Origin of the sequence: Rubripirellula lacrimiformis (assembly GCF_007741535.1) — a bacterium.
Lineage (GTDB): Bacteria > Planctomycetota > Planctomycetia > Pirellulales > Pirellulaceae > Rubripirellula > Rubripirellula lacrimiformis.
The window spans coordinates 4507388-4533159 of sequence record NZ_CP036525.1 but is presented as its reverse complement, the minus strand read 5'-3'; the positions used below and the strand labels follow the sequence as shown (position 1 = coordinate 4533159).

The 25772-nt window shown below is 55.5% G+C and carries 22 protein-coding genes; 15 read left to right on the top strand and 7 right to left on the bottom strand.

Annotation, left to right across the window (positions count from 1 at the left end):
- Nucleotides 1-14 precede the first annotated feature (14 nt).
- The 3 genes from K227x_RS15795 (at nt 15) to K227x_RS15785 (ending at nt 4844) form a co-directional block, all read left to right on the top strand.
- A complete protein-coding gene (locus K227x_RS15795) occupies nt 15-1625 on the top strand; it encodes a cryptochrome/photolyase family protein (RefSeq protein WP_246145837.1) in 1611 nt (536 codons plus the stop codon).
- Between the two features lie 142 nt (nt 1626-1767).
- The gene (locus K227x_RS15790) at nt 1768-2472 is read left to right on the top strand and encodes an SDR family NAD(P)-dependent oxidoreductase (protein WP_145170911.1); all 705 of its coding nucleotides are present in this window, start codon (nt 1768-1770) and stop codon (nt 2470-2472) included.
- Complete coding sequence (locus tag K227x_RS15785; RefSeq protein WP_145170909.1) at nt 2469-4844, top strand: FAD-dependent oxidoreductase; 2376 nt, start codon at nt 2469-2471, stop codon at nt 4842-4844. The genes K227x_RS15790 and K227x_RS15785 overlap by 4 nt, the downstream gene beginning before the upstream one ends.
- A gap of 359 nt (nt 4845-5203) precedes the next feature.
- Here the strand turns inward: K227x_RS15785 and K227x_RS15780 are convergent, their stop codons facing one another.
- A complete protein-coding gene (locus K227x_RS15780) occupies nt 5204-5488 on the bottom strand; it encodes a DUF427 domain-containing protein (protein ID WP_145170907.1) in 285 nt (94 codons plus the stop codon).
- Between the two features lie 146 nt (nt 5489-5634).
- Nucleotides 5635-6132, bottom strand: a complete 498-nt coding sequence (locus K227x_RS15775) for a fasciclin domain-containing protein (RefSeq protein WP_145170905.1) — start codon at nt 6130-6132, stop codon at nt 5635-5637.
- A 1146-nt stretch (nt 6133-7278) separates the two neighbouring features.
- On the opposite strand from K227x_RS15775, the gene K227x_RS15770 reads away from it, so the two are divergent.
- From K227x_RS15770 to K227x_RS15755, 4 genes are read left to right on the top strand one after another with little or no spacing between them, the layout of a single operon-like run.
- Nucleotides 7279-7800, top strand: a complete 522-nt coding sequence (locus K227x_RS15770; protein WP_145170903.1) for a sigma-70 family RNA polymerase sigma factor — start codon at nt 7279-7281, stop codon at nt 7798-7800.
- Nucleotides 7797-8777, top strand: a complete 981-nt coding sequence (locus tag K227x_RS15765; protein WP_145170901.1) for an anti-sigma factor family protein — start codon at nt 7797-7799, stop codon at nt 8775-8777. The genes K227x_RS15770 and K227x_RS15765 overlap by 4 nt, the downstream gene beginning before the upstream one ends.
- A 6-nt stretch (nt 8778-8783) precedes the next feature.
- Nucleotides 8784-9518: a hypothetical protein gene (locus K227x_RS15760; RefSeq protein ID WP_145170899.1), complete on the top strand. Its 735-nt coding sequence runs from the start codon at nt 8784-8786 to the stop codon at nt 9516-9518.
- Nucleotides 9515-11362 (top strand): YHYH protein, encoded by a 1848-nt coding sequence (locus K227x_RS15755; RefSeq protein WP_145170897.1) that lies wholly within the window; start codon nt 9515-9517, stop codon nt 11360-11362. The genes K227x_RS15760 and K227x_RS15755 overlap by 4 nt, the downstream gene beginning before the upstream one ends.
- 396 nt (nt 11363-11758) lie before the next feature.
- Here K227x_RS15755 and K227x_RS15750 read toward each other — a convergent pair whose 3' ends face one another.
- The 4 genes from K227x_RS15750 to K227x_RS15735 form a co-directional block, all read right to left on the bottom strand.
- Nucleotides 11759-12160: a DoxX family protein gene (locus K227x_RS15750; protein WP_145170895.1), complete on the bottom strand. Its 402-nt coding sequence runs from the start codon at nt 12158-12160 to the stop codon at nt 11759-11761.
- An 87-nt stretch (nt 12161-12247) separates the two neighbouring features.
- Complete coding sequence (locus K227x_RS15745) at nt 12248-12817, bottom strand: hypothetical protein (protein ID WP_145170894.1); 570 nt, start codon at nt 12815-12817, stop codon at nt 12248-12250.
- 55 nt (nt 12818-12872) lie between these two features.
- Nucleotides 12873-14033 (bottom strand): hypothetical protein, encoded by a 1161-nt coding sequence (locus tag K227x_RS15740; RefSeq protein ID WP_145170892.1) that lies wholly within the window; start codon nt 14031-14033, stop codon nt 12873-12875.
- 477 nt (nt 14034-14510) lie between these two features.
- On the bottom strand, nt 14511-15647 hold the full coding sequence (locus K227x_RS15735; RefSeq protein ID WP_145170890.1) for a response regulator: 1137 nt from the start codon (nt 15645-15647) through the stop codon (nt 14511-14513).
- Between the two features lie 667 nt (nt 15648-16314).
- On the opposite strand from K227x_RS15735, the gene K227x_RS15730 reads away from it, so the two are divergent.
- The 8 genes from K227x_RS15730 (at nt 16315) to K227x_RS15700 (ending at nt 25423) form a co-directional block, all read left to right on the top strand.
- Complete coding sequence (locus tag K227x_RS15730) at nt 16315-16863, top strand: sigma factor (RefSeq protein ID WP_145170888.1); 549 nt, start codon at nt 16315-16317, stop codon at nt 16861-16863.
- Nucleotides 16860-18218 (top strand): FecR domain-containing protein, encoded by a 1359-nt coding sequence (locus tag K227x_RS15725; RefSeq protein ID WP_145170886.1) that lies wholly within the window; start codon nt 16860-16862, stop codon nt 18216-18218. Before K227x_RS15730 ends, K227x_RS15725 begins: the two co-directional genes overlap by 4 nt.
- A 35-nt stretch (nt 18219-18253) precedes the next feature.
- Nucleotides 18254-20836: a DUF1592 domain-containing protein gene (locus K227x_RS15720; protein WP_246145836.1), complete on the top strand. Its 2583-nt coding sequence runs from the start codon at nt 18254-18256 to the stop codon at nt 20834-20836.
- A 176-nt stretch (nt 20837-21012) separates the two neighbouring features.
- Complete coding sequence (locus tag K227x_RS15715; RefSeq protein ID WP_145170884.1) at nt 21013-22353, top strand: DUF1552 domain-containing protein; 1341 nt, start codon at nt 21013-21015, stop codon at nt 22351-22353.
- Between the two features lie 182 nt (nt 22354-22535).
- Nucleotides 22536-24299: a sulfatase-like hydrolase/transferase gene (locus K227x_RS15710; protein ID WP_145170882.1), complete on the top strand. Its 1764-nt coding sequence runs from the start codon at nt 22536-22538 to the stop codon at nt 24297-24299.
- Between the two features lie 58 nt (nt 24300-24357).
- Nucleotides 24358-24633, top strand: coding sequence for a hypothetical protein (locus K227x_RS30630; RefSeq protein ID WP_218933288.1), 276 nt, complete (start codon nt 24358-24360; stop codon nt 24631-24633).
- Complete coding sequence (locus tag K227x_RS15705; RefSeq protein ID WP_218933287.1) at nt 24585-25013, top strand: peroxiredoxin family protein; 429 nt, start codon at nt 24585-24587, stop codon at nt 25011-25013. Before K227x_RS30630 ends, K227x_RS15705 begins: the two co-directional genes overlap by 49 nt.
- The gene (locus tag K227x_RS15700) at nt 25010-25423 is read left to right on the top strand and encodes a hypothetical protein (protein ID WP_145170878.1); all 414 of its coding nucleotides are present in this window, start codon (nt 25010-25012) and stop codon (nt 25421-25423) included. Before K227x_RS15705 ends, K227x_RS15700 begins: the two co-directional genes overlap by 4 nt.
- Here K227x_RS15700 and K227x_RS15695 read toward each other — a convergent pair.
- Nucleotides 25381-25761: a hypothetical protein gene (locus K227x_RS15695; RefSeq protein WP_145170876.1), complete on the bottom strand. Its 381-nt coding sequence runs from the start codon at nt 25759-25761 to the stop codon at nt 25381-25383. The genes K227x_RS15700 and K227x_RS15695 overlap by 43 nt on opposite strands.
- Nucleotides 25762-25772: the final 11 nt, after the last annotated feature.

Here is a 25772-nt window from a genome sequence, read left to right as displayed (position 1 = left end):
TGGACGACAGATGGTTGACTTGTTCGCTGGTTTTTCGGTTGGCCCAAAATGTGCGTCCTGAGTGCTGGTTCGTGCCGACGATTCGTCGTCGCGGTGCTGATTCGCTGTTCAAACGATTGGGAACCTGTTCATTGATACTGCTGATCTTTCCAAACCAACTCTTCGACCAGCATCCGGGATTGCTGCTGGATCCGTCGCGGGTGGTCCTGATCGAAGACTCGCTGTTCTTCGGCGACAAGCATCACCCGGCAAAGTTTCACAAGCAAAAATTGTGGCTCCACCGAGCTACGATGAAACGGTACCAATTCAGACTAAGTCAGCAGGGACTTGAGGTTGACTACCTGGACTACGCCGAAGACGAAACTTTGGAGGATCAGATAGGCCGCTGCATCCCTGCCAAGCAGCGCACTGACCAGCGGCTATGTGTGGTTGATCCGGCCGACTTCCTTGTGGAAAAGCGATTGACGAATGCTGCGGACCGGATGGGCATGGAGTTGGAAATATTGCCCAGCCCGGGGTTCCTCAATACACCGGACCAGAACCGTCAGTATCGCGATGGAAAGAAGCGATGGTTCATGGCCGACTTTTACAGATCGCAGCGGCAGCGATTGGACGTTTTGATCGAAGATGGCGAACCTGTTGGCGGGCAATGGAGTTTCGACGAACAGAATCGAAAGAAGGTGCCGAAATCCGAGTTGTCCTCGATTCCCGAAAATTTGACTCTGAAACGCGATTCATTCGACACCTATGCCAAATCACATGTGCAGCAGCGGTTTGCGGACAATCCAGGCCAGATCGACGAACTGTACTATCCGACGTCGCACGAGGACGCAAAGCGTTGGTTGACTCATTTTTTGAAGCGACGCTTTTCGAAGTTCGGCGACTATGAGGATGCCATCGTCGAGGGCGAATCCTGGCTATGGCATAGCATGCTGACGCCGTCGCTGAACATCGGTCTGCTGACACCCGAGGATGTGGTTTCCGCGACGACGAAGTACGCCGCCGCGAACGATGTCCCCATCAATTCAGTGGAAGGTTTTCTGCGGCAAGTGATTGGTTGGCGGGAATTCATGCGAGCAACCTACGATGATTTGGGGGTGCCAATGCGAACAACGAACCACTGGAACCACCATCGCCCGATGCCGAATTGCTTCTACGACGGAACGACCGGAGTGGCACCGATCGATGACACGATTCGGCGGTTGTTGAAGACGGGCTATTGCCACCACATCGAACGTCTGATGGTGCTGGGCGGGTTCATGTTCTTGTGCGAGATTGATCCCGACGACATTTACACGTGGTTCATGGAAATGTTCGTCGACAGCTACGACTGGGTGATGGTTCCGAATGTCTATGCGATGAGTCAGAACGCGGATGGCGGCTCGATCACGACCAAGCCCTATTTCTCGGGATCGTCGTACATTCGCAAGATGAGCCACTACAAAAAGGCGCCGTGGTGCGATGTCTGGGACGGATTGTACTGGCGATGGATTTGGAATCACGTCGACGATTTGGCCAAGAATCCTCGCTGGGCCATGATGTGCGCAATGGCGAAAAAGATGGACGACGAAAAACGCGAGCAACATCTTCGCAGCGCTGAAACCTTCTTGGGCGAACTGATCTAGAAAGCCGAACGATGGATGACTAGTCGACACTCTACAGTTCTCGGATTGTCGGCGGATTGGACTCGGGGCGTCTCCTGAGGTGTCGATGCGATGCCGAACAGGTTGGATTTCCGTGTCGATGCAGGAGGTTGCGAGCGTCCGAATGAGTCAAAAGAATTACGTAGTCGTGGGTGGTAGTCATGGAATCGGCCTGGGCATTGTCAAGCGATTGATTCGGTCTGCCGCGGCCGTCACGGTGGTGTCACGCACTTGGGAATTCGCGTCATCGCTGCCGGATGTGATTCACGTACCGGCCGATGTGACGACCGACACGATGGATCCTGGTTGTCTTCCCGATTCGATCGACGGCCTGGCATACTGTCCAGGGTCGATCCATCTGGGGCCGGTGCGTGGCTTGAAACCAGACGCGATGATCCGCGACTATGAACTGAACGTGGTCGGGGCGGTGAAGTGTCTGCAGGCTTCGCTGGTCGCGATGAAGGCGTCGGGCAATTCTTCGATGGTGATGTTCAGTACGGTGGCCGTCACACAGGGGCTCGCGATGCATTCGTCGGTGGCGGCGGCAAAGGGCGCCGTGGAAGGTTTAACACGCGCTTTCGCGGCAGAGCTAGCTCCCAAAATTCGAGTGAACTGCATCGCACCGTCATTGACCGATACACCACTGGCCGAACGACTATTGTCCAGCGACGAAAAACGCCACGCGATGGCTCAACGGCACCCGCTGCAACGCGTGGGATCGGTCGACGATGTGGCAGCGATGGCTGAGTTTTTACTGACAGACGTTTCCAGCTGGATCACCGGGCAGGTGATGGCTGTCGATGGCGGAATGTCGCGAATCCGGTCATGAAGGTCGTGCAGTTGATTGATTCGGCGGACCGCATGTTGGCCGAGCGTGTGCGAGTGGTCCACGACGTTCCGGTAGATCGTCAAGGCCAATTTGTTCTGTATTGGATGCGGTCGGCGATCCGTGCCGACGAGAATCCGGCGCTGAACATCGCAATCGAATTCGCGAACCGGATCAAGAAGCCGCTGTTGGTCTACCAGGGGCTATCCCAGCGGTACCCCTACGCGTCGGACCGGCATCACAGCTTCATTTTGCAGGGTGCACGCGATGTGCAGCAAGAATTCGCCGACCGGAATATCCAGTACGCATTGCATGTCGAACGACCGGGACGTTGCCAACCCCACCTGCGAACACTTGCCGGACGCGCCGCGTGCGTGATCACCGAAGACATGCCGGTGGAGCCGATCCGTCGATGGACTGCAATTCTGTGTCGCGGACTCCATTGCCCTGTGGTTGCGGTCGACACGGCTTGCGTCGTTCCGATGCGTATCGTGGGCAGAAGCTACGAACGAGCGTTTGAGTTTCGAGACGCGACCAAAGCACTTTATCAAGAACGCACCGCAGCGAGTCCGGCGGACGTCGAGATGGATTGCACGGCAAACTCCAGCGTTTCGCTACCGTTTGAACCGATGGATCTGCAGAGGGTCGAGATCGCGGATTTGGTTAGCCAGTGCAAAATCGACCATTCGATCCATCCCGTTGCGGACACAGTCGGGGGATCGCAGGCAGGCTATGCACGGTGGATGAAGTTTCGAGACACGGCCTTGGCGAATTACGATCAGCTGCGAAACGACGCCCTGGTCGATGGCGTCAGTCGGATGTCGCCCTACTTGCACTACGGGATGGTGGCGCCCACGAAGATCGCTCGCCAGGCGGCGGCCGATTCAAATTCGGGCGCGAAGAAGTTTCTTGACGAGCTCTTAATTTGGCGTGAACTTGCCTATGGATTCTGTTTCTACCGTCGTGATCACGGGCGGCTATCCGCGCTGCCGGACTGGGCGATTGAGACACTGCGTGAACACGAATCCGATCGTCGTGAATCCAATTATTCTTGGGAACAGATGGCACGCGGTCGGACCGGCGATTCGCTTTGGGATTCAGCACAACGATCGTTGTTGATCCAGGGACAGTTGCATAACAATGTCCGGATGACATGGGGCAAGGCAATTTTGAACTGGACGCCAGATGCCAAACACGCGCTGGATCGGATCATCGATTTGAATCATCGCTATGCATTGGATGGACGTGATCCGGCTTCGTATGGTGGGATTCTGTGGTGCCTTGGACAGTTCGATCGCCCATTTCAGCCGCCTCAGCCCATCTTGGGGACAGTCCGTTCGCGGTCCACCACTGAACACGCCAAACGTCTGGATGTCGAAGCATTCCGTCAACGGGTGACCACACCGATCCGTTCTTCCATGCCATCGGTGGCTGTGATAGGGGCAGGGATGTCCGGCCTGATCTGCGCACGAACGTTAAGCGATGTCGGATATGAGGTAACCGTTTTCGAGAAGAGTCGAGGAGTCGGTGGCCGCATGTCGACACGACGCGTGGATGATCAGCTTCGATTCGACCACGGGGCACAGTACTTCACCGCAGGGGACGATCGTTTCAAGCGATATGTTGATTCCTGGGTTCAGGACGGCGTGGTCCAACCCTGGCAGGGCCGCATCGTGGATCTTCAGGGTGGATTGATCCAAGACCAGACAATGGACCAAGAACAGAAGGTGGGAATCAAACGATGGGTGGCGGTCCCGGGAATGAATGCGATCGGCAAGCATCTCGCCGCTGATTTGAAGGTTCAATTCGGAATTCGCGTCGCACCACTGAGCCGATTGGGGGATCGTTGGGCGCTATCGAGCGATGACGGTATGGAATTTGGGAAATTTGATGTCGCCATCGTTGCGGTCCCCGCGGGACAGGCTGCAAAGTTGATGGCGGAAGCTCCGAAGCTTGCTGATCGAGCGGGCGAGGTCGAGATGTCGGGGTGCTGGGCTGTGATGTTAACGCTACAGTCCGATTCCGACATCGAATTCGACGCGGCGACGGTCCATCAGTCGCCGCTGTCCTGGATTTCACTCGCAGTAAGCCAGGACGCCGGCAAACTCAGGAAACATGGGTGCTGCACGCGACTGGTGAATGGACTCGGGACCACATCGATGAGGCGTCCGACGAGGTCGGGCAACGATTGGTTGCGGAGTTCTGGAAGGTCGTCGGTCGAAGCCCAGGACAACCTCTCCACTGCCAGTCTCATCTGTGGCGGTTCGCTGTGCCGACAGATCCACTGCCCGTTGAGAGTCTGTTTGATTGCGACCTTCAAATCGGAGCCTGTGGCGATTGGTGTGGAGGTACCCATGTCGAGGACGCATTCTTAAGCGGAATGGCGATGGCTGGTCGCGTCATGGGCAAGGTCGATGCGTGGGACTCGAAATCGCCATCGAAAACATCCATCGTCTGAATCAGGTGAGTAGATATCAGCGGCATCGACTGGACTGACTTCATTCGTTACGCCCGCGTCGCATCACACGCCGAGCCTTGCGGGGAAGTCGGCTGCTGTGTGTGATTGGATGAAATCCCCAAGGGACGCCCCTCTACCGACATCGAGCTCGGCGACCCGCGTGCGATCAAAGCGATGTGACAAATCACTTTGGACAGGACCGATTCGATACTCAAACTTTCATGCTCAATGGATCACCTCTCATCGATCCACTGATTCGACGGTTGCAGTTCGCGATCACGATTCAACCACAACTCCCTTCCAGAAAGCCACGTGATCGCAGATGTTGCTGGCGGCCTGCTTTGGGGACGCGTAGTACCAGGCCGCTTGCCGGTTCGTCTCTCCGTCCACAACAACGTCTAGGTAGCTGGCAGTCCCTTTCCATCCGCATACCGTTTCATAATCGCTGTGCTGGACAAACTCGCGTCGAACGGATTTCGGTGGAAAGTAATGGTTGTTCTCGACCACGACTGTGTCATCACTTTCGGCGATGATTGTCCCGTTCCAAATTGCTTTTGGCATCTCTATTTCCGTTGGTTGAATACTGCTGTCAGGTTCACCCGTGACCCAAGACTGCGGGTGATTCTACGAAAAAGGCCGACCTGATTTCTCAGATCGGCCGCCTGATTGATCTTCTGTTTCGAAAATGCGTTTCGCATTTTGGTCGATTAGCTGCTAGGGATCAAAACCTTGTCGATGACGTGGATGACACCATTGCTGCACATGACATCCGCCTTTTTGACGGTGGCATTATTGATCATCACTTTGTCACCCTTCACTTCGATCTTGACCTTGCTGCCTTCAACGGTAGTCGCGTCGTTCAGCGAAGTGACTTGCTTGGCGGTCACTTTGCCGGGAACAACATGGTACTTCAAGATCGCTTGCAGCTTCGACTTGTTTTCTGGCTTCAGCAAGTCGGCAAGCGCGCCTTCGGGGAGTTCCGCGAAAGCTTCGTCGGTGGGTGCGAAAACGGTGAAGGGACCATCGCCCTTCAATGTCTCAACCAAGCCTCCGGCCTTCACTGCGGCAACCAAAGTGTTGAACTTTGCCGCAACAGCGGTATCAACGATGTCTTTCGTTTTCTCGTTGTGATGGTCGGCCTTTGCATTCGGCATGGCGATAAGAGCGATAGCAGCGACACAAGAGAGCAGTGTGAAACGGTACATTTCGATTTCCAGAAAGGAGAGAGGGTTTTTGTTCGACAATCGAACGTTAGGTGGGCGACAAGTGTTGGCGGTGAATATCTTGGTCGCCCCCATTCAATATCCACATTCAGACGCGTTGCTCGAATCATTTCGCCGAAAGATTGCGGCCACTGTGTGGTCGCCGCGTTCGATTGAAACCGAAGACAGGCGTTGCGAAATGCGAAGCAGTGTCGCGAGGCGTCAAGGGATGCTGCAGCGTTTTGATTCTGCAACAACGCAACGCAATTGATGTACCGAACTTTGATGCGTTGGAAACAATCTTTGCCGCCTGCTAGTCCTGGCAGACGAACACGAGTGATCTGAAATCAGCGAGGATGCATGGTTCGTGCGGTTGGCTAAACCATTCTTGTCCGCCAAATTACACAGACATCGACGCGTCCCAAACGGCATACTGCATCGGTTAGCGGGCAGCAGCTTGCATGCTGATGAATCGTCGAAATCGTGTTTGGAAAGAATTTATGGATGCTTGATGCAGTCGTTCGGAAGCCGGCCGGATTCGCAAGTGGCGGAGTTCGGTGAACCCATTGACTATCGCAAACCACCTGGTTGATCATCCGAAACTCATACAGGCGTGATCTTCATTCGATCGCCGTGGTCGAAGGCCGATCAGAAGTCTTGCAAACGAGGGAGCACTCCGAGTGATGTGCCCGCGGTAGCTGTAGTCACGTCCGGGATTCTCGTCTCGAAGCACGCAGGCAGCAGGCAGCAGGCCCAGCGCACTGGTTTGCTTGCCTGTTTGCTCCTGTTGCCGGCCCTCTCCGCCAGATCCAAAGCACCGGGTTGCTTACTCGTTCGTTGCCTCCCCTCTCGCCCGGATCCTAGGCAAGTGAAGCTTGCCTAGGATTTGGGTGAGAGGAGGGGGGGCGAGAATAGACGAGGGTCGGGGTGAGTCAGGGGAGAGGGGGGCCAGAAGAAACGTGCCGCGGGGGAGTCGGGGGAGAGGAGAGTATGGAGCGACGAGCGGTGGGGGAGCGCTTTGCGGGCTCCTTTCCTACTGTCATGATGGCATTGAGCGGCCAAATTCGGAAAAAAACCAAAACAGTTGGTCACGAAATGGGGGCCGCGGATAAGTAACTAGTGAGGCAATTGGTTTTTGTGGAGCAATCGGTGGACGAACTAACTCGACAGGCGACCCGACAATGGACTTTGGCACAGCCTGCGGTCTCGGCATTCATTGCCTCGGTGGTCCGTGACTTTCGTGATCGTGATGACGTGCTGCAGAACGTTGCCGTTGCGGTGATCGAATCTTTTCATGCTTACGATCCCGGTTCGCCATTCATCCCTTGGGCGATCGGAATCGCACGCCGGCAGGTAGGGTTGTATCTGCGGCGGCGCGGCCGAGATCCGTTGGTATTCGATGACGACGCGGTCGCCTGCCTCGCCGTCGCATTCCACGCCGAAGCACAGGATCGTTCGGCAGCACTGGACTATTTGCAGGATTGCCTTGGTTCTTTGGAAGGTCGAGCCAAAAAACTGATTGGCCTACGTTACCGAGAAGACCTGAAGCCGGCCGCGATCGCATCCCAAACGGACATGACGGCAAATTCAGTCGCAAAGGCGTTGCAGCGAGTTCGGGATCATCTTCGAGAGTGCATCGACCGCAAGGCGTTGGAGGCGAATGTTCAATGAGCGTTGACTATCAGAAACTGATTCATGGCTACCTGGACGATTCGCTTTCAGCGGAGCAACAAGGTCGGTTGAATCAGTGGATCAAGTCGGACCCCGGGCACGCACGTCAATTTGCGTCCTACATGATGTTGCACGATCGCATGCGCAGCGAATTGGTGGCTTCCGAAAGTGACGCGGCGTACGTAATGTTGCCCGACGAATCACGATCCACCGGGTGGGGACGCCGATCGTTCGCGTTGGCTTCGACCGCCTGTGTTTTGCTGCTGGCCGTCTCGTTGTTGTGGCAAACCGTGGACGCTCCTTCGGCTTCGGCCGCGATGATTCAGTTGAACCGAATCATCGAGGCAACTGATCTGCCCATGGATCGAACGTTCCTGATCACCGTTTTGGAATCGGCTCTCTCACCGAAACACCAAGACCCCAACTCACCGGAGCGTCGACGTCCTCCGAAGCCTTCTCTGGATGGCGCGGTGCTGGATGTTCGCGGATCGAACCAGTTCGTTCTATCGCGGAAGACAGCGCAAGGAGATGTATTTGTGACGGGCAGGAACGCATCGACAAGCTGGGCCGTACGCCCCGATGGACCGGTCCGTTTCAGCGATGACTTGACCCGATTCACGCGAGATCTCCCGGGCCATGAAGACGGGCTGCCAATCCATCATCTTCACGATGGATTGGAATCGCTTCGCACGGGTTACCACTTGGAACTGATGCCTAAGGAGGCTGCCACGCGGGGCAGTGAAGGTGATCGTACGATGATTGCCATCAAGAAACGCGGCTTCCGCGGGGCGGATCGAGTGGAAATCCGTTACGACGAATCAACGGGCAGGATCAGCGAGATGCGGTTTCATCAAATGGCGTACGGCCCTCACCAGATCACCTTGACGATGACCGCTATCGAAGACCGAGTACTGCCTGATGATCATTTCGACCATTCCTCCCATCACGAGCCTCAGCGGGCCGTGGAAATCGAGTAGACAGATATGAAACGCTTTGTTTGGACTGCGATCGGTATCGCAGCCTGTTTTGCCACAACGCATTTGGCATTTCAAGTGTGGGCCCAACCACCTGCCAATCCACCATCCCGTGCGAACCGTGTTGGCAAGCCTAGGATCAGCGACACCGTGAAAGCGAATGTGTACGCCGACAATTGGTTTACCTTGTACATCAACGGCGAGCATGTCGCGGTCGACTCGATCAAGTTTATGCCGCACAACGTTGTCAGCGTCGATATTTTGCCAGCGTATCCGATGACGATCGCGGTGATGGCGAAAGACAATGCCGATGCGGAAACCGGCATGGAGTACGCCAATACCAATATCGGTGATGCGGGCTTCATTCTGAAGTTTGGCGACGGCACGGTGACCAATGCATCCTGGAAAGCCAAGTCGTTCTCTCATGGTCCAATCAACCATGACACCAAGAATCCCAGGGTGGAAAATCTGCCGATCCCAGCGGACTGGTACCAGACGGACTTCGATGACAGTTCCTGGGGATACGCCAAGGAGTATTCGCAACAGCAGGTTGGCCCCAAGGAACCGTTCTTCGAACACGATTTCAGTGGCGCGAAATTCATCTGGACCGACGACATCGAACTCGACAATACGGTGATCTTTCGGCATCGTGTCGTCGAATCGCCTGATGGAGTGCCGCGACCCGATTTCACAAACTTAAACAACATTGTTCCCGACTCCCCACCCAGAAGGCCAAAGCGATGACACCAAGAATCGTGCGTGGGCTTACCCATCGATTTCTAAGTTCGGTATTTGCGATTGCATTGACTTTGGGGGGATCTCACTTCGTGTTCGCTCACGATGGCCACGATCATGGCGATTCGGCCGAGCCCAAAGGATTGCGGACGTGGACCCTCGATGAAGAAGGTGCCCACTTGCATGGTGCCTTCGTCACCGCGTCTGGCGGGGACGTTCAGATTCGTCTCGATGACAACCGTCTGGTCACGCTAAAGATCAATCGGCTAGTCGCATCCGACCGCCACTGGATTGGCAGCCGACTGGAGGCGATCGAAACGCTCAACCAATCGCGACCGTTGCAGCTTGTGTTCCAAAATTCACCCAGCAGTGATGGCATTCAGGCAAAGCAAAATCCCAAGGCCGCGCCCTTGATCAACAAACACTTCCAGCCGTTTGCGAGCGTGTTGAAGCTTCGTTGGGACGACAAGTACTTTTACGTCGGATCCAATGGGATGCCGGACCATCCAATGATGATCGGAATTCGTTCTTGGCAACAACAGGTTCCGATTCCTCAGAAGTACTTTGGCCACAACGCATGGCGTATCCCCTTGCATCCGGTTCCTGCCAAGCAGCCAATGTCAACGAAGAACAACTTCTTGCGTGGCGCGATTGCATTGGCGGTCAACGGTGTCCCGATCTTCAACCCGCTAAACAATCGTGGCGATGACGCACTGTTGTTTGGTGAACTGGATCAGTTCGGTGGCCACTGCGGGCGAGCCGACGACTATCACTACCATATCGCTCCTGTGCATCTGCAGAAGACAACGGGCGAAGATCAGCCGATTGCCTACGCCTTGGACGGATATCCCATTTTTGGATATCAAGACGAACAGGCCGGCGACTTTGCACCGCTCGATTCGTTGGGAGGCCATCAAGACGCGGACGGAAAGTACCACTATCACGCAACCAAAGAATATCCCTACTTGAATGGCGGATTCTATGGCGAGGTGGTCGAGCGTGGTGGACAGGTCGACCCGCAACCGCGAGCTGAGCCGATCCGACCGGATCTGCGTCCCTTGCGTGATGCGACGATCACGGAATTCACTCAGCCAAATCCGGGCAGCTACCGTCTCGTTTACGATGTCCGGGGTCAACAGGGAACCGTTTCGTATACGCTTGCCGACGACGGTTCGGCGGACTTTGAGTTCGTCGATACGACAGGGCGAAAGACGTCGCAGACGTATTCGCGGCGCGATCAAAGGCGGAATGCACCACCGATCCCAGGTGACGATCGCCCGAGTGATGGTGGTCCTCCACCACCTCCACCTGGACCGCCACGTGATAGCGACGACAATCGCCCACCACGCGGTGGGGCCAAACGGGTTGATCCGCCAGTCGATCTGTCATCGATGTCGCGTACCACCGCTGCCGGTTTTCAGGTGACCAGCACTTCGGTGGACAAGAAACATTTTCTTTCGGTTGACTGCACCTGTGACGGAGCTGCGCAGTCCCCGGCGATCACCTGGAAGGGGGCTCCGGCTGGTACCAATTCCTTTGCCGTGAACATCTGGCACACGGCTCCGGATCAAGAAAAATCGTATTGGGTCGTCTACAACATTCCCGCCGGCGTGACATCGCTGAAGCAAAATGCCCAAGGTGTGGGCATCGTCGGGGCCAACGACCGAGGTCGAAGCAACTACGATCCAATGTGCTCCAAAGGACCTGGATTGAAGAAGTATCACATCACCGTGTTTGCACTCTCCGAGGAACTCCGGGTTTCACCACCAAAGGCAACCCGAGCCAATCTGCAAAAGGCAATGAAGAACATCCTATTGGGCGAATCGACGATGGACGTTCTCTACGAACGATAGCGCAGGAACAAGGCAGCAGAGCCGCGTGGCGAACAACGTTGGACGCAATCGCATGAGCCGATGGGCGATAGCCCCGGTTGAACCGCAGCGTAGCGGAAGTCGCCAAGACTTTCGGTGACACGACCTCCTGGGCCGAAACTCTTGGCGAGTTGCGCTACGAAGAACCGGGGCTATCGTCCAAACGGCTCACATTCGAATGTGAACCGCAGCGTAGCGGAAGTCGCCAAGACTTTCGGTGACACGACCTCCTGGGCCGAAACTCTTGGCGAGTTGCGCTACGAAGAACCGGGGCTATCGCCCAAACGGTTCACATTCGAATGTGAACCGCAGCGTAGCGGAAGTCGCCAAGACTTTCGGTGACACAACATCCTGGGCCGAAACTCTTGGCGAGTTGCGTTACGAAGAACCGGGGCTATCGTCCACACGGCTAATGGCAACCTGCTTTACCGCTGTCCACCAAACCCAGGCGATCAGCAGTCCTTGCATTGGCAACCTTGCCAGTAGTGCCCAGACGGGAATTTGGGGGAACCGATCGGCGTTCAGAACCATGTCGACGTTGGCTGGAAACACAGCCAATAACAACGCAATGAGCCCCCAGCCAGCGAGTCGTCGTAATCTGGAAACGGCCAGTCCGATACCGCCAAGCACTTCGAAGAAGCCTGAAACATAGACCAACGCCAACGGCCACGGTAAATAGTCTGGCATGATCTTCAAGTAGACATCCGGGGAAACGAAGTGATTCACTCCGGCCGCGATGAAGATCAGTGCGAGAATGACGATTGACAAGCGGACGAACATTTTCAGCAGCTCGGGGCGTGGACATTGGGTTGCGTGTGATCTTTGGCATTGGACGTATCGTCAGCTACCCATCCCTGCGATTGGGCTTCACTCGTCGTCTTCGTCGGGCGCCGCGTTTTCCAGTGCATCGCCCAGTTGCGTCATGAAGAACTCGATTTCCCGTCGGTTCTGTTGATGCTGTTCGACCCACTGTTCTTCGGTCAGTTCAAATGCCCGCTCACCCATTCGAACAACTTCTAGTTCGGTGCTTTGGATCACAACGCGACCTATGTGGTTGCTGTACCACTCTAGATAGAGACAATTTCGCCAGGTGAACGGGAGCTTTTCGCCGGACATCAAACGCCTAGCCACCTCTTTGTTGGGAAGGTCGAAGTGTTTGACCCTCTGATCGGCCGTGATATCACCAACCTGTCCAGATTGGTCAAGCCCCATGATGCTGTAGTCGAGCTGATCCTCGCCATCAATGTCTTGGTCGATATCAGGGGCGATTCGTTGGATGCGGAATTTCCACCCGGCAAGGTCGGGGTGGCAGTTCCCCGCCAGCTTCAATCGCAGCGGTTCGTTGATGCCGTCGAGTTGCAACCAGCCCATGGTCCAACCGAGTTGCGTGTTGTCAATTTCGCCTGCTTGCACGAGATGTGTTGGACGCCAGGCCATGGTGATGATCCTTGGTGTGGGAGAGGTTGGAAGGTCACAGCGGTTACTGTGCGGGCTACGGCAGAAGCCCCTTCTTTCGAAGAGCCGACTTCAGCATATTACGTGTCGGGTGAGCCTTTGCGATTTTGCTGGCACGATTGCCGGCAAGTCTTTCGCCCCTTGGACCGCCAATCGCTTCGCGAACGTCGGCTAGCATTTCGGCGGCTGCCCGGTAGTTGTCGGTACCACCAGCGGCGGCGGTCTTCTCGGCTTTCGTGAGCCACGTTTGAGGCGACGCTCTCATCTGCTCCATGCGGGCTTGTCGTATTTTTTCGACTTTCGCCGCCTGTCGGTTCGCTTCCGCTTTTGCAATCTTGTCCTGTTTCTTTTCTTCCGTGATCCGCAGAATTGAAACAGCGCTGATCAGGTCATTCAGCGTTCGTTCACAAGGTGTCGTCGGCCAATCGATCATTTTGCCGGTGTCGTGTATCTCCGCGATCAGTTCCGCCTTGGTTTCCACGAGGTCGTCTTTTAGAAAGCGAAGCAGCAGTGCCCGGGACCGTGTTTCGCTGATCGATCGAGCCCAAAGCTGGATGGGGTCCTCGTCGTCGGATGGTTCATAGGCTGGCACGCCTTCCGCGGCGGCCTGGCAAAACAGCGGATCGAGTCCAAAGAATTGCAGCAGGTCGAGGCTCTTCGCGGGCATCTGGTCCAGGCCATGCGGAACGGGTGGTGCGACCGTTTCGTCAAGTTCGTCGAACTCGTCGACCGCGCCGCAGAGCCACAGAAGGTAGAACGCACGCAGGTCGCCGGTAATCAACTGTTGCCGGATGCTTTCGAGTGCATCGAGATAGACCGTGAATTCCTCGATATCTTCCTTCTCGCCTGGGTCGTGACTGATGGCAACCGTCAGTATCCCGCCACCCTTGGCGTCTTTGGTCCAGGTGATGTTGTCGAACGCCAGGAATGGAGCGAGTATTTTGCGGCTGAATGGAAGTCCGTGGGGGAGTCGCAACCGTACTTCGCGTTCGCCGTAATCGGCGTAGGCAAGGTACAAATCAAAACCGCCACGCAGCAATCCATTGACGTCTCCGCGAAATGATCCGTAGTGATATTCAACCGACATCTCCCATTTGGACAGTTCGCTGCGAGACGATTGTTTCTCGGCATAGGCCAGCTGGGTATCGCTCAGCGGGCGATCGACAGCACGAAATGCGACGTATTGGTATTCGCTCATTCTGTTCGCACATTTGGCAGGCGATGTGGGTTGGTTGGACAGTCAATCTAATCTACGACTCAGCACGGGTGACATACAACGGGACAGGCGAAGTTCTCAGGGCGGCGCGGCCGAGGAATCTGAACGAGATTCCAGCGGATTCCAAACTGGGGAGCGTTCCTTGGGGCGTACCGACAGACGCTCGATTGGCCAAAATGGCTCCGAAACGCTGCTCGATGCGGCCGCGTTGCCTCGATCGAAAAGCTGTCTAAGAAAGATTGAACGCGTTAGATGTCTCATCCAATCAGCGTTTAGTCAGGTGAATCCAAGTTGCCATTGGAAGGCGGATCGCCAGTCCAGCGTTTTGCCAGGGCAGGGCAGGGCAGGGCAGGGCAGGGCGGCGCATGGCGGTGCAGGGCAGGGCTACCGTTGGCGACCGAATCGGACGCCCAATGACGTCTCGGCCCGAGTGAAATGTCGACGCAGGTTTCGTCCTGTTTAGTGGGAGACCAATTCAGCGACCAGATTGGCGGGGATCTCGACCTTGACGGTTACCAGACCTGCAAGATTGTTCAGACGCGTGACCATGGGAGGCGATAGATTTCGGCCGGCCGCAATCAGCAGCAAGCCGTTGGGCATTCGGATATCTTCTGCCACAATCATCCCGGCAACCAATGCCGTGGTAGGAATGGTTTCGATGGTTGGTTTGGGTCGGGCTTCGGCGAACAGACGAAGATGATCTGATAATCTACGATCGACGTTTGAAAAGATTGACTCGATTTCCGATCGAACCACGCCTCCGTCTTCACCGCGACGTGAGAGCAGACTTTGGTAATAGCTGATCAGCAGGACTTGTGCGATTTTGTCGTCGCTGGCGGTGCATCGGCCGGATGCGATTTCATCGGTCGCCATTCGATCCAATTGGTCAGCGATCGGTTCCAGCCGCGGGATCCGCCGGACCAGTTGGCTGGAGATTCGAAGCATTTCTTTGACTGCGCCGCGGTGATCCACCGATGTGATTGGGGCACTGGCCAGAATCGCCCGATATTCGGGACTCAACAGCGGAATTCCCGCAACCATCAAATGCGAAGTTAAGGCGATACGCCAATCCGTCGCGACGTTGCACTCGGTCAGCATCGTTTCGGTTGTCTTTTGAATGTCATCCAAATTGACCAGAGGATCGTCAACGAACCCGATGATTTCGACGAGCACACTGATGGCGCCCGCGAATGTCTTCTTCAGCAGTTCTTCCTTGCTGATGATCAGATCATGTTGCTTGATCCCAGCATGAATAGCGGCCTTGATGTCACTCATCTGGCAAGGCTTGTTCAAGAACCGAAACACCTGGCCTTCGTTGACTGCTTCCATTGCCGTCGTCAGATCCTGATTGCCGGTCAACATCAGGTAGACCGTGTTGGGCGCGATTTCGCGTGCCTTTTGGATGACTTTGATTCCTTCCATTCCCGGCATGCGCATGTCGACCATTGCCACGGAAAACGGTTCCGAATTTGCGATCAGCTCCAATGCTTCGGCGCCGGACTCGCAAATCGTGACATCGAAATCAAACGAGAGATTCCGGTCCAGGGTTTTCAGCAGGCTGTAGTCGTCGTCGACCAGCAGGATTCGGTCATTCATTGGATCGTTCTTTGAATTGGGTGGTGCGTCAAAGCGATGGCGAAATGGACTAGATCGTCAGCGGCACGCGGCAGCTGTCCGGTTGGTCGCCCTGGTGGTCTTTTGCCGGAGGTTGGTCGACGTCCATTGGCAATAGCACAATGAAGCTGGTTCCGACGTTGGACTCACAAAGACCGCACCAATCGCTCAGTCCAAGTTCCCATCTTGAGTTGCTTGGCGGTTCATCCATGGAACCGAATGGCAGCCGAGCGTCAGGGGGAATCGACCTCGTATCGGCGTAAATTGTCGCGATTCCTGGTAATTTCCGAAGCAAACGAAGACTGGCATGGCGGGTTTGGGGCGTCCTGCGACTATCTGAAGCTGGTCAATCAGCAACTGGTTGGATCGGCAACTGGTTGGATCGGCGGCGGGGCAATGAAATCCTGGGCGACGAGGTCTTGATCAGCGGAAATCTTGAATCCTGAAAATTGTTTCGATTTTCAGCGGCAGGTATCGGCATTCGGCGAGGTAGGACATTGGAATGGCGATTCGAGTCACCGTTTATGGGACACTCTTGCGGGCATCGATCGTGCCCCACGCCTGATTTTGGGTGACTTCGCCTTGCCTGACGACGACGTTTGAATTGCGAAAGGGCCATTTGATCGGTGAGATCCCGACGGACTGCTAGATGCCTGACAAGAACCCCTCACACGAAGCCTTCCTTCGCGTCTTTCTTCGCAACGAAGATGACCTGAAGGGATATGCGCGAGCACTGATGCCGAACTGGCACGCTGTTGGGGAAGTCATGCAGGAAGCGAGTGTGGTCATGCTTCGAAAATGGGACCAATTGCAGCACGAATCCGAATTCCTGCCCTGGGCAAAAGTGATCGTTCGTCTGGAAGTCATGAAAACTCGGCAATCCTCTGCTCGAGATCGGCTTCGATTCAGTGACGACGTTTTTGAACTGCTGGCCCAGGATGACCCCAATGACGAAGCGGAGGACATGGCCCAACGGGAACGGATCGCTTTGGACAGATGCCTCGACGAATTCCAACCGGTTCAACGGGAGCTGTTGTTTGTTCCCTATCACGGCCATGGTGCAGTCACTCAGTTGGCGGCTGAGTCTGGCAAGACGGTGAATAGTCTGTACAAAAAGATTGCCAGGCTGCGGTTACGCCTGACGCAGTGCGTCACGCATCGGCTTGCCGATTCCACCTTGGGAGAACCATTGTCATGATCGGAAACGAACAACTTCATCGACTGGTCGCGCTGTACCATTTGGAGCAGATTTCGGATGACGAATTCGCACTTCTGGAAAGCCGGTTAAGGGACAGCGAGGATGCTCGCGAATTTTTCCATCGCTCATGTCGCGTCGATGTCCAACTGCGACAGATGGTCGACATCGGGGATGCCGAGAACGAATCGCAAATGGTCGGCGTCGCTAACGATGCCGCGACCTCGATTTCTCGGTCTTTGATCGTGGGACTAGCGGCTAGCGTGGTGTTGCTGCTTTCGACTTTGGCTTGGATTCGGTTTTCGCAGCCCAGGTCGATCGCGACGTTGGTCTCGGCAGAAAACGCGGCCTGGGAAAGCTCGCTTCCCACGACGCCCGGTTCGCAGCTAACCCAGGGGTCGCTGAAACTGATCGCGGGGATCGCCACGATTCGATTTCATTCGGGGGCGGAGGTGATTTTGGAAGCGCCGGCCGAGCTGGATGTGATGTCTTCGATGCGCGGCAAACTGGTCCATGGTGCGGCGGTGATTGATGTTCCCGACTCGGCGATCGGATTCGTGATCGAAACGCCGGACGGGTATGCGATCGACTACGGGACTCGGTTTGCTGTGCAAGTTGATCCCACCGATCATCGATCAAACTTTGAACTGATCGAGGGCGAGATTGCCGTTCATCACGCCGGAACAGGCGAAGAGGTCCGGATGACGGTTCCCAAGAAGACGGTCACTGTGCATCGGGATTCAGTGAACTATCTGGACGAGGAACAGACGCCCAACCTTCCGCACGACGTCACCAACATGGTTCGAATTGGGACCAACGGCAGATCAGCCTCCGTGATTCGAAACAACAAGCGGCGAAAGTACTTAGATCCAGAAGTTCTGGCCGTCAAGAAAACGGAAAACGGCAAGTGGGACCATCGTTCTTTCTTTGAATTCGATCTGTCCAAGATCGATGTCAGTCGCATTTCGGCGGCTTGGATAAGGTTGAATCTTGTGCCCAGCAAGCGTGGGTTCGTTTCGCGGCTGCCAGAGGTCAATCGTTTTGGCATCTATGGACTGACCAATCTGGACCGTGCCGATTGGAGTCTCGATAGTACTTGGGAAGCGGCACCTGGTCCCGAGGACGGGATCCTTTTGGGCACCTTCGAGGTTCCTCGTAGCCAACAGCGTGGGACCTTCGGAATCGCCAACCGTGCGATCGTCGAATTCTTGCAAAAGTTTCCCGGCCAATCGGTTACTCTGATTCTGGTTCGTGAAACAACGCAGGTCGAAGGGGACGTCCCCGGGCTGACCCACATGTTCGCCAGCGACGCGCATCCCGAAGCGGTCGGCCCGCTGTTGGAACTGACGATCCAGTAGGGTCATTGATCAACTGTGTTTTTTGGAAACTGTAAATGATTCATCGTTTTCTATGGGCCGGACTGACTCTGGCAATCGCGGCTCCGACCAGCATGGCCGATGGCATCACACATGAAGCCGTCATGCCGGATGTCCATCGCGCCGTGCTGCAAGAACACTGCCTGGATTGTCATGACTCGTCGACCAAGGAAGGCAACGTCGATCTGGAAGGTCTTAGTTGGGTGATCAGTGGAAACATCGAGACAGCCGAACGCTGGGCCAAGGTGCTCAACGCGATCAACTCGGGCGAGATGCCTCCGCCGGACGCTGAACCGATTGCTGATGATGACAAGTCGGCGTTTCTGAAGGACCTTTCCGAGCAGATGGTCGTTGCCCGGAAATTGCTCAGCGATACGGGAGGCGTGGTTACTCTGCGACGTCTGAATCGACGCGAATATGCGAATACCATCGAATCATTGATGGGCATTCGACCCGATGTGTCCGTGTTGCCTGATGATCAAGCGACTGCCGGCTTTGATACACAGGGAGCCTCGCTGTTCATGTCCAGCGATCAGATCGAACAGTATCTTGCTTCTGCACGTCGATCGCTGGAACTAGCACTTCGTCCCCAACGGCAAGTGAAATCGAAAACCGTTCGCATCGAACCAGAAGACGAATACACGCCGCACTACGCGGCCGCGGCGGAGGAAATGCGAGACATTCGACGCCGTGCCGACGAATTCCTGGGCCAGACGGAAAAGCCAGCGGCCGATTTTGGATTCTTGGATGCGTATCAGGCAAAGAAACAACGTCGGATTGAATGGCTTCCGCTGCTGGAGGACTATCTGAACCGGCCTGAGACGAAGTCCGGCATCACTCTGATCATGACGATCAAGCAGGGTGGCTACACCAAAGTCAAACTGCCGATGCTTCATGAATCGCAGGATGGTCGCTACACCGTTCGCGTTCGCGCCGCCGCTTATCCCGATGCCAATCCACGCTTGCACTACTTGGAATTTTCAGAAGGCTACGGAACTGGTCGTACTCGGCTTGGATGGCGAAAGGTGTCCGCGCCGCTATCCGCCCCCCAGATCATCGAGTTTTCGTTTCAGCATCGTGCGGGTGAAAAGAAGCAGATTTGGATCCATCAACGCAGCCATCAAGATCGGGCTGACAAGAACCAGGCAACCCTCGACATGAGGATCAATGGAATCGGAACACCGCCGGGATTGTGGATCGATTGGGCTGAATTGATCGGTCCTGAATCGGCAGAGGACGATGATGAGTCGCCGGCAGCGCAGATTCTGTTCGACAAACCTAGCGGCTTGGATGACGAGCAATACGCTCGCGCTGTCCTGGCCCGATTCGCGACTCGTGCTTTTCGAGGCGAAGAAGTCGATGATGCGTACCTTCAAAAATTGGTCCAACGATACAAAGCGAATCGTTCCAAGGGCCAACCCATCGAACAAGCATTGATTGACCCGCTGTCGATCATCCTTGCCTCGCCGAGTTTCTTGTATCTGGTCGAGGGCCAGGATGGTGACCGCGACGAAGCGAAGAACGAATCCGCCACTTCGATCTCTGGCCGACCGATGCTGACGGCACATCAGCTTGCTATTCGGTTGTCGTACTTTCTTTGGAGTGCACCGCCGGACGAAGAACTGATGATGCTCGCTGATACCGGCAAGCTTCTTGATGACGACGTGCTGCGGCAGCAGACCACCCGACTTCTGACCGACAAGCGGGCGGACAAGTTCGTGCGTGGTTTCGTGTACCAGTGGTTGCAGATGGAACGACTGGGGATGTTCCAGTACGACGGGATCCAGTTTCCTACGTTCGACAACGCGGCTCGCGAATCTGCGGGCGAGGAAATCTTCCAGACCTTCCAGTTGATCTTGAACGAAGGTCTTCCTTTGCAGACGCTGCTGAAGGCCGATTTTGTCGTGATCAACGACTTGCTGGCCGAGTTCTACGGGATCGAAAATGTCGACGGACACGAGTTTCGTAAGGTGTCTGTCGGGCCACAATCCAAACGAGGCGGGTTGCTAGGCACCGCGGCAGTCCTAGCGATGGGGTCGGACGGACAGCGGTCGTCACCGGTGGAACGTGGCGTGTGGGTGCTGCGAAACTTGTTGAACAATCCGCCACCGCCGGCACCGCCGAACGTTCCGATGCTGAGCAGACTGGATGGAGAAGTTCTTGCCGCCCGTGATCTTGCTCGTGCCCACCAGGAACAGCCACAGTGCGCCAACTGTCACCAAAAGATCGACCCTATCGGCTACGGCCTCGAAAACTTTGATGCAGCCGGATTGTGGCGCGACGTGGAAGTCATTTCCAGTCCCGGGAACTACCGCAAACGGACGAAGCTAAAGGAGTTCGAAATTGATCCAAGTGGTCAATTGCCCGATGGGAGTCAGTTTTCCGACTTTCAGGAACTGCGCGACGTCGTTGCCATGCACGGGGATGACTTCGCACGCGGGTTTACCGAATCACTGATCAGCTATGGCCTGGGGCGACCCTATGGATTCACCGACGATCACTTGGCTGACGTCATCATGAACAACGCGAAGGACAACGGTCACGACATCCCATCATTCGTCCACGCCCTGACACTGTCGTCGGCGTTTCGATCGAAGTGACTCAACCTTTCGGTTCGAAGTTATTGAACCGAAATAAGTCGGTCGAAAATGAAATTTTTGACCGCTTCACCTGCCAATGTTTCGAACCGTTCAACCACCACTTCGTTCCTTAGGCCGCTTGGCCTGGGCAAGGCAAACGGACGCCCCATCGGGCTGACAAACCGGAGAATCAAATCATGAAAAAGTCCACCCAAGCATCGTCTCGTCGCGCCCCGTCGACTCTATCTCGTCGCGGGGTCCTCCGCAGCAGCACAGCCCTGGTTGCGTTGCCGTTTCTGGAATCGTTGACTCGCGGTCAGACCGTTCAGGCCGCTGAACAGCCAACGTCTGGACCGCCCAAGCGTTTGATTTTCCTTGGCATGGGATTTGGCGTCACCGCGGACCGCTGGTACCCCGACATCAATACGGTGGGACAGGACTACGAACTGCCGGGCGTGTTGAAGCCGTTGCAAAGACACAAAAGTGACATCAGCATCATCCAAAACTTGATGCACCAGTATTCGGCCGACGGCCACAGTGGCAGTACGTTTTGGCTGACCGGTGCCAATCGCTATGCGGTCCCGGGACAAAGCTTCCACAACACGGTTTCGGTCGATCAGCTTGCCGCAGAGACGCTTGGCCAACAGACTCGTTTCACGTCGATTCAGCTTGCTGCAAAAGTTGGTTACGCTTCCGATGGGCATGGTCCAGGCAGTTCGTTGGCGTGGAATCGTTTCGGCAAACCGGTCGCCGGCATCGATACTCCGGTCGCCGCGTTTCACAAAATGTTTTCGAACGACACCACGCCGCTGGCACAACGGCAACAACAACTTGCCGATCAAAGCAGCGTCCTGGATACGGTGCTGATGGATGCGGGGGCAGTGAATCGAAAGCTGAACCCCACTGATAAACAGAAACTGGACGAATACCTGCAATCGATTCGTGAAATCGAAGTGCGGCTGTCCAAGGAAGAAAAGTGGTTGACGATCGACAAGCGTCAGCCCCAGAACCCGGTCGATGAACCAGGCGAATCGCTCGCGGGCGTCGAAGAAATCCGGATGATGTACGACTTGATGGTCGCCGCGATGCAGGTCGATGCGTCCCGTGTGTTCACCTATCGTATGCCCAGTGATTCGTTGATCCAAAGTCTTGGGGCAACGATGACATCGCATACGATGAGCCACTTTTCCGAGGGCGAACGACGAACAGTTTCGATGAGCCGCGATACGACGCACGCAAAGCTGTTGGCCGAATTTTTCGACAAACTGAAAGCGTCGAAGGAAGCCGACGGATCCAGCCTGTTCGACCACTGCTCGATCACCTTCGGTTCCAACCTTAGCTCCGTCCACAGTCTGAACAATTGTCCGACGCTGATCGCCGGTGGCGGTGCCGGGATCAAGCAGGGACGTCACCTGGTGATGGGCGATCGCAAGACACCGCTTTGCAATCTGTGGCTAAGCCTGTTGAACGGTTCCGGTATCCAAGCGAATTCGTTCGGCGATTCGACCGGTTTGATCAGCGAACTGTTCGACGTTTGACCTTGCCGGATTCGTCTGTACGCGGAAGTGATTTTGTTCGCTTGAACGGATTGTCGTGGCGTGGGTGGTGGGATTTTAGACGCTTTTCCACCGCCCGTGACGGCTTTCGTTAAGATGGGGATCGAAGAACCCGGTTCTGTCGATTGGACCCCACCGCATACGCACTGAATGAAATTCCAACTATGCCGAATCTCTCTCGTTTCTCGCTGGCCGTCGCGGTGATCGCGGTTGTCTTTGCGGCGCACGCCGTCGCTGATCGTCCCAATGTCATTGTCATCATGAGTGACGATCAAGGTGGTGGGGACTATGGGTTTGTCGGCAACGAAGTCATTCGGACGCCACAGCTAGATGCGATGCACGCGCGCAGCGGCTACTTGAGCAACTTCTATGTTAGCCCGGTATGCGCTCCGACGCGGGCCAGCTTGATGACCGGTCGCTACAACTATCGAACCCGGTGCGTCGATACGTACGTCGGTCGCGCCATGATGGACACCGATGAAATCACGATGGCTGAACTGCTTCGTGATGCCGGCTATCGAACGGGGATCTATGGCAAGTGGCACATGGGCGACAATTATCCGTTGCGAGCGATGGATCAGGGGTTTCAAGATAGCTTGGTGCATCGTGGTGGCGGAATCGGCCAACCGTCCGATCCCATCGGTGCCGAAGGAAAGTACACCGATCCGACGCTGTTCAAGAATGGCGAAGAAGTCCAGATGAAGGGTTATTGCACCGACATCTACTTCGATGCTGCGATGGACTTCATTGGCGAGAGCGTCAAGCAGGACCAGAGTTTCTTTACCTACATCGCTACCAATGCGCCTCACGGCCCATTCGATGACGTTCCGCCGGAGTTGTACGAAGAGTATCGCGAAGTCGACTTCACGCCGATCTTGGTGAACAAGATCGCATTGAAAAGACGCGATCAAGAGTTCGACAAGCTGGCACGTATCGCCGCGATGATTACGAACATCGACCAGAACGTTGGCCGGCTGTTTCAGAAGCTGGATGATTTGGATATCAGTGAAAACACGATCGTCATCTACCTGAACGACAACGGCCCCAATTCAAATCGGTTTGTCGGCGACATGCGGGGCATGAAAACCCACGTGGACGACGGCGGCATCCGATCTCCGTTGTTGTTTCATTGGCCAGCAAAGGTCGCTGCCGATCGCACCTCCGCAGAGTTTTGCGCCCATATCGATATTCTGCCAACCATCTTGGACGCCTGCGACGTCGACGTTCCTGCGGATCACCTGATTGATGGACGCAGTTTCCTGCCACTGCTGACCGAAGTGGATCCACCATGGCCGACGCGGCAGGTCGCTTTTCAATCTCATCGTGGCGACGTCCCCCAGCTTTACAATCACTTTGCGTTTCACGAAGACCATTGGAAACTGGTTCACCCAAGCGGTTTTGGCAAGGAACAGATCGATGGTCCGCCCAGATTCCAGCTCTATGACTTGAGTCAAGATCCACGTCAAGAAAACGATCTTGCTGATAGCAAGCCAGAGCTGACACAGCGTTTGGTCAAAGCGTACGAGGCGTGGTTTGCAGACGTCAGTTCGACCCGGCCAGAGAACTATGCACCACCCCGGATCGTGATCGGGACCGACCACGAACCCGAATCGGTTCTGACTCGCCAGGATTGGCGGCACGCGAAAGGCAAGCCGTGGGCGGCGGGTTCCAATGGATTTTGGCTACTGCAGAATCCTAAGGCCGGCGACTATACGATCGAAGTCATTCTTGCCGCGGGAGATCATCCAGCCGGAAGGGCAACGGTGAAGGCTGGCGGTACGTCTGCAACGATTCCGATCGCAGCTGACCAACAACGGGGGCACACCACGACGATTCAACTAGGCGAAGGTGAATTGAAGTTGCAGGTCGATGTGGACTTTGGTGGCCAAACGCAAGGACCGCACCAAGTGATCCTCACTCGCAACTGATTCAGGTTGTCCAGCGTAGACGTGTTTCAAGTGAGCCTCGTCAGCAGGATCGGTGGCTTTGATTTCGCTCGCGATGCTGGGCGGTGGCCGGGCGTATGCGGATATCGAAGGATCCGATCCACACAACCAGCAACAAGGATCATGCCTTGATGAGCTGGAAATCGAAGCAAATTGGTCGGGGCATGAGTTATCTCCAAAAGTTCTGGATGAACGTGAAAGATTGATGGCGGTTCAGCGGCTCAACGCCTCTCCCATGCGATCAACAAAGTCATCATTGGCCGCGAAGTGCCTGAACTGGTTGGCACCGACATCAACGGAAAGGCATTTCGGTTGAGCGATTTGCGTGGAAAAATTGTGGTGCTGTTGTTTGCCCAGAGTACGAGTGACAACTATGCCGACACGTACGCTCCCATGCGGCAGTTGTTAGCCAAGTATAGGCAGTTTCCCGTCCGGGTCGTTGGCATTATGAGCAACGACGGCCCGGCGAGCATCAAGGCGGCGGTGAAACGTGGTGATATCAACTGGACTGTCATCCCACAGCCATTCAATGGGCCACTGCAATTGGATTGGGGAATTGAAGGTTATCCAACGGTCTACATCATCGACGCCGATGGCATCCTTCAGGCCCCGGCGCACATGTCGTACTACGGCGAAGGCGGCTACGAAACACGCGAAGTTGAGGACAAAACACTGATTTGTTGCAGCGGAAAATGAATCCTGACGCCTCGGCGGGCTCCCCTCAGCCCATTGATTTTGTTCTCGGGAACTCCTCGTTCGATCCCGGCGACAAAATCGAGATCGAATCGGTGACCACCAGCGGCAACGAACTTGAGGTCGGAGCGACCGTAACGGTGAAGGGCCAATACACCCTCGAAAGCATCGACGACGCTGAACTAAGTTTCTATTCAACCGTCACCCCGAAGCCTGGCGAGACGCCCGTTGGCACACCCATTCAGCCAAGCCAGACGATGCACGCGAAAAAGGGAACGCATTCATTCACTCTTTCAAAGGTGATCACGACGACGGGCAGCCCCCATGTCTCTTTCTATCACCCCAAGACCGGACAAGGCATCGGCGGCGTCTACTTTTCAGTGAAACAAGGTACAGAGAAGCGATCTAAGTGACTCTTGTCAGGGGACCTTCCGCCGCGATACTTCGCTAGCTCCCATTCGCCATAGCCACGTGAGTATGCCGACATGCGCTGCTGATCCCGATTGCCAGTACTGAACGCGATGATGCCTGGTGTTGGCATCACGGGGATTCGGAATCGACCGTCGGAATCGGTGAAGTAGCGACCATCAAAGTAGGCCCGGAAGACACCGTTGTGCTCTGCTTCCAAACTGCGATTGCGAAACCAGTAGTAGGTGAGCGAACCGTGAAATGGTTCGTCGGTCTCGGCTTCATACACGCGACCTTCCGCCCGCTCGTTTTCCCACAGCACCTGCATGTTTTGCAGTTGCACTCGTCCCCAGT

What these genes read in the sequence shown, in the direction of transcription:
- K227x_RS15790 (WP_145170911.1), top strand. Translation starts at nt 1,768, where the DNA reads ATGAGTCAAAAGAATTACGTAGTCGTGGGTGGTAGTCATGGAATCGGC.
- K227x_RS15785 (WP_145170909.1), top strand. Translation starts at nt 2,469, where the DNA reads ATGAAGGTCGTGCAGTTGATTGATTCGGCGGACCGCATGTTGGCCGAG.
- K227x_RS15780 (WP_145170907.1), bottom strand. Translation starts at nt 5,488, where the DNA reads ATGCCAAAAGCAATTTGGAACGGGACAATCATCGCCGAAAGTGATGAC.
- K227x_RS15775 (WP_145170905.1), bottom strand. Translation starts at nt 6,132, where the DNA reads ATGTACCGTTTCACACTGCTCTCTTGTGTCGCTGCTATCGCTCTTATC.
- K227x_RS15765 (WP_145170901.1), top strand. Translation starts at nt 7,797, where the DNA reads ATGAGCGTTGACTATCAGAAACTGATTCATGGCTACCTGGACGATTCG.
- K227x_RS15760 (WP_145170899.1), top strand. Translation starts at nt 8,784, where the DNA reads ATGAAACGCTTTGTTTGGACTGCGATCGGTATCGCAGCCTGTTTTGCC.
- K227x_RS15755 (WP_145170897.1), top strand. Translation starts at nt 9,515, where the DNA reads ATGACACCAAGAATCGTGCGTGGGCTTACCCATCGATTTCTAAGTTCG.
- K227x_RS15750 (WP_145170895.1), bottom strand. Translation starts at nt 12,160, where the DNA reads ATGTTCGTCCGCTTGTCAATCGTCATTCTCGCACTGATCTTCATCGCG.
- K227x_RS15745 (WP_145170894.1), bottom strand. Translation starts at nt 12,817, where the DNA reads ATGGCCTGGCGTCCAACACATCTCGTGCAAGCAGGCGAAATTGACAAC.
- K227x_RS15740 (WP_145170892.1), bottom strand. Translation starts at nt 14,033, where the DNA reads ATGAGCGAATACCAATACGTCGCATTTCGTGCTGTCGATCGCCCGCTG.
- K227x_RS15735 (WP_145170890.1), bottom strand. Translation starts at nt 15,647, where the DNA reads ATGAATGACCGAATCCTGCTGGTCGACGACGACTACAGCCTGCTGAAA.
- K227x_RS15730 (WP_145170888.1), top strand. Translation starts at nt 16,315, where the DNA reads ATGCCTGACAAGAACCCCTCACACGAAGCCTTCCTTCGCGTCTTTCTT.
- K227x_RS15725 (WP_145170886.1), top strand. Translation starts at nt 16,860, where the DNA reads ATGATCGGAAACGAACAACTTCATCGACTGGTCGCGCTGTACCATTTG.
- K227x_RS15720 (WP_246145836.1), top strand. Translation starts at nt 18,254, where the DNA reads ATGATTCATCGTTTTCTATGGGCCGGACTGACTCTGGCAATCGCGGCT.
- K227x_RS15715 (WP_145170884.1), top strand. Translation starts at nt 21,013, where the DNA reads ATGAAAAAGTCCACCCAAGCATCGTCTCGTCGCGCCCCGTCGACTCTA.
- K227x_RS15710 (WP_145170882.1), top strand. Translation starts at nt 22,536, where the DNA reads ATGCCGAATCTCTCTCGTTTCTCGCTGGCCGTCGCGGTGATCGCGGTT.
- K227x_RS15700 (WP_145170878.1), top strand. Translation starts at nt 25,010, where the DNA reads ATGAATCCTGACGCCTCGGCGGGCTCCCCTCAGCCCATTGATTTTGTT.